Origin of the sequence: Nocardia sp. NPDC060220 (genome assembly GCF_042727815.1) — a bacterium.
In the GTDB taxonomy this organism is placed as follows: Bacteria; Actinomycetota; Actinomycetes; order Mycobacteriales; family Mycobacteriaceae; genus Nocardia.
This window is the reverse complement of record NZ_JBHWZY010000727.1, coordinates 1-3,567: the sequence shown is the minus strand read 5'-3', so window position 1 is coordinate 3,567 and position 3,567 is coordinate 1. Positions and strand designations below refer to the sequence as shown.

General features: G+C 67.6%; 4 protein-coding genes. 2 read left to right on the top strand and 2 right to left on the bottom strand.

The window, feature by feature from the left end; all coding sequences use genetic code 11:
- A partial coding sequence (locus tag ACFWF3_RS28550; RefSeq protein ID WP_379316585.1) for an MFS transporter occupies window positions 1-1,106 on the bottom strand: 1,106 nt, incomplete at its 3' end.
- Between the two features lie 86 nt (window positions 1,107-1,192).
- Here ACFWF3_RS28550 and ACFWF3_RS28545 point away from each other — a divergent pair.
- Window positions 1,193-1,687 carry a MarR family winged helix-turn-helix transcriptional regulator gene (locus ACFWF3_RS28545; RefSeq protein WP_379316583.1) on the top strand — a complete coding sequence of 165 codons (495 nt, stop codon included), beginning with the start codon at window positions 1,193-1,195 and terminating at the stop codon, window positions 1,685-1,687.
- Between the two features lie 95 nt (window positions 1,688-1,782).
- Here the strand turns inward: ACFWF3_RS28545 and ACFWF3_RS28540 are convergent, their stop codons facing one another.
- Window positions 1,783-2,631, bottom strand: coding sequence for a DoxX family protein (locus ACFWF3_RS28540; protein ID WP_379316581.1), 849 nt, complete (start codon window positions 2,629-2,631; stop codon window positions 1,783-1,785).
- Between the two features lie 149 nt (window positions 2,632-2,780).
- Between ACFWF3_RS28540 and ACFWF3_RS28535 the strand changes: the two genes are divergently transcribed.
- A partial coding sequence (locus tag ACFWF3_RS28535; protein WP_379316579.1) for a PQQ-dependent sugar dehydrogenase occupies window positions 2,781-3,567 on the top strand: 787 nt, incomplete at its 3' end.

Sequence of the window (3,567 nt, the reverse complement as noted above, 5' to 3'; positions counted from 1 at the left end):
AAGCCCAGCGCGGCCAGGCCGACGACCTCCAGCCCCAGACCGAGGCGGACCATGTTCAGCGGCGAGGCCTTCCCTGCCATCCCGAAGCTGGCACCACTGGCGATGAAGCTGCCGATGGCGATCGGCACCAGAGCCAGACCGGACTGCAGTGCGCTGTAACCGAGGGTGAACTGCAGCCACAGCGGGAGCACGGCGACGATGCCGAACTCACCGAGGCCGATGATCAGCGTCGCGATATTGCCGTTGCGGAACGAGGCCAACGAGAACAGGCTCAGGTCCATCAGCGCCTTGTCGGCATTGCCGCCGCGGCGCAACAGCACCTGCCGGACGACGAACCCGCCCAGCGCCAGCACACTCAGCACGAGCGCGACCAGCACCGGCGACGGCCCGCTCTCCCAGGTGAATCCGGCGATCCCCATCGGATGGACGGTGGTGATCCAGCCGTAGGTGCGGCCCTCGACCAACCCGAAGGCCAGCAGCCCGAGGCCGAGCACCGACAGGATCGAGCCGAGCACATCGAGTCGACCGGCGACCTTCGGCGACGGCGCGATGCACGCCAGCACACCGACCACGATCAACACAGCCAGGGGCACATTGATGCCGAACGCCCAGCGCCACGACACATGCTCGGCCAGCCAGCCACCGAGCAGCGGACCGAGCGCGGCGGCCGCACCGATCGTGGAGCCCCATACCGCGAAGGCCTGACCACGGGCTTTGCCGGTGAAGGTGGCGTTGAGCAGGGCGAGCGAGGTCGGCAGGATCATCGCCGCGCCCGCGCCCTGCAGGAATCGGGCGATGACGAGCAGTCCGCCGTCCGGTGCCAGCCCGGCCAGGATGCTGGTCGCGCCGAACACCACGACACCGGTGACGAACACCCGGCGCGCCCCGACCATGTCCGCTACCCGGCCGACCACCAGCAGCAGCGCCGCGAAGACGATCGCGTAGGACTCCTGAATCCATTGCGCCTCGGTGGAACCCGTGTCCAGGTCTTCGATGATCGACGGGATGATCACGTTCACGATCGTGGTGTCGACCACGATCAGCGCCACGCCGAGGGCAATGGCGATCAAGCCGAGCCATCGACGAAGGGACGACTCTTGACTCATCGCACACTCCTATTTCCATGGTGGAATATTTCCATGGTCAAAGTATATTGAGGGCAATAGGATGTCAAACGATGCGAAAGGAACCTATGAGCCAGTCGGACGCTCGCGCCCAGTACGAACGAATCCACGAAGGAATGCGGGCCTACGGCGCGAGTTACCGGGAACTCGCCCGCCGATTCGCGACCTGGCTCGGGTTGCACTCGACCGATGCCGAGGCCCTGATCGAGATCCTCACCGCCGAGGAACGCGGGACCACACTGTCACCGGCACGGCTCAGCGAACGGATCTCGCTGTCCAACAGCGCCACCACCGCACTGCTGAACCGACTGGAACAGGCCGGTCATATCGTGCGCAGCCGAGAACACGACGACCGTCGCGTGATCACACTGCGCAGCACACCCAGCATCCACACTCTCGCCAACGATTTCTTCGGCCCACTCGGCACGAAGGTGGAAGAGTCGGTGATGGGGAAATACTCCCCCGAGGAGCTGCGACGATTCGAGTCGTTCCTGGCCGACGTGCACGCCACCATGACCGCCCACCTGACTGAACCCGGACCATCGCGACCACTGATGTCGTGAGAACATCGGCGACTCACCGGGTACCGGCTCACCGAGTTGCCGCGTCATCGACGCACCGCGCCCCTGGATCTGACCGAAAGACGCGGAAAGTCGGATCAGAAGGGGCCGATGCCTTTCAGGGGATTGCCGCCGTGGAGGAACCAGAAGGTGAGGATGGCGGCGGCGACAGCCAGGACGACGACCCCGAAGGACCCGTAGGAGGGTCGGGTGGCCCAGCCTCGGGTGCGGTAGAAGGACCAGCGGCCGGGGCCGGTGAGGATGATCGCCAGGGCGGAACCGGCCAGGACGGAGTCGAGTTCGACGCCGGTGGGGGTGCCCGCGTTGTACTGGAAGCCGGGGACCATGCCCTGCTTCCACATCCACGCGTTCAGGATCGTGGCCAGGACAGCGCCCGCGGCGAGCGGGGTGGCCAGGCCGATCACCAGGAGGATGCCGCCGCCGAGTTCACCGGCGATCACCAGCGCGGTCGACAGTGACGGGTAGTCCCAGCCGCCGCTTTCCATCATGGTCTTGGTGCCGTCGAGGCCGGGTCCGTGGAACCAGCCGGTCAGCTTCTGCAGACCGTGGTAGATGAAGGTGTAGCCGACCACCAGGCGCAGCACGAACAGGCCGAGGTCCAGGGTGCCGCGGCGAGCCTCGCGGTTGCGGCGCTGCAAGCGGACGGTGCCCGCCGAGGCCGCCGACGCGGGCGGGATCGTCGCGTACCCGTAATCTTCGTCGCCACCGCCACGGCCGGTTTGCGCGGTGCTCGCACCGGGAACCTCATCACCGGGGTCGAGACCGAGATCCTCGTCGGTGCGGGGGATGTCCTTCGGATCCGGCTTGCGCATCTGCGTCGTCGGCGAATCGAACGGGCTGGTCACCGGGCGACCCGCCGCCGACGCGCCCTGCCCGGCCGGTGCCGAACCTTCGGCCTTCGGAGTGTCATTCGACTTGTCGGTCACCGACTCACCTTATGACGTGCCGTCCCGGTGTGCCGCCCTTCCTCGCAACGGGCGTGTCAGCCCCGCTCGACTTCCGGTCGCGTCCGGGCCGCCGCATTCGGACGCGACGGGCGTGTCAGGCCCGCACCGCTGCCGGTAACGTCTGACCTATGAGTTCGGGAATCGCGGGCCGCGTGGCAGTCGGGGTGGCACTGAGCGCCGTTTTGCTAGCCGGGTGCGCCCGTTTCGACGAGTCGGCGTCGAGTCCGTTCACCACCGAACCGCAACTGGGTGGGTCCGGCGCGGAACCGAAGAAGCCGCAGGAGGACCCCTCGCAGCCGCCGCGACCGACCGGACCGTGTATCGATCCCGATCCCAATGTCATCGCCACCTGCATGGAATCGGGGGCCGGGCTGATCGCGGTAGGCGAGGGCGCCTTCGTCGCGGAGCGAAAAACGGGGCGGATCCTGCAGGTGAAACCGGTCGACGCGAGCACACCGCAGGAGACGCCGGTGGAGATCGCCAGCGTGCCCGTCGACGGGTCGGCCGACGGCGGCATCTCCGATATCGTGCTCTCCCCCACCTTCGGTGAGGACGGGCTGATGTACGCCTACATCACCACCGGCAGCGACAATCGGGTCGTGCGGCTGTCCAAGGGCGGGGCGGCCAAGCCGATCCTCACCGGAATTCCCAAGGGCGCCGACGGAAATCGCGGCGCACTGGAATGGTCGACGCCGACGCAGCTGATGATCCTCACCGGTGACGCCGGAAACCCCGGCGCCGCCGCCGATCCCGGCTCGCTCGGCGGCAAGCTGCTTCGCCTGGACTCGCCGTCGGCGGGTACGAACAACCCACAGGTGGTGGCGTCGGGCATCGGTTCGGCCGGCGACATCTGCCGCGACGGCAAGGAAGGCATGTGGGTCACCGACCGCACCGCCGCCGAGGACCGGCTCCCGC

Coding starts and splice junctions, on each gene's coding strand:
- ACFWF3_RS28545 (WP_379316583.1), top strand. CDS start 1,193: ATGAGCCAGTCGGACGCTCGCGCCCAGTACGAACGAATCCACGAAGGA.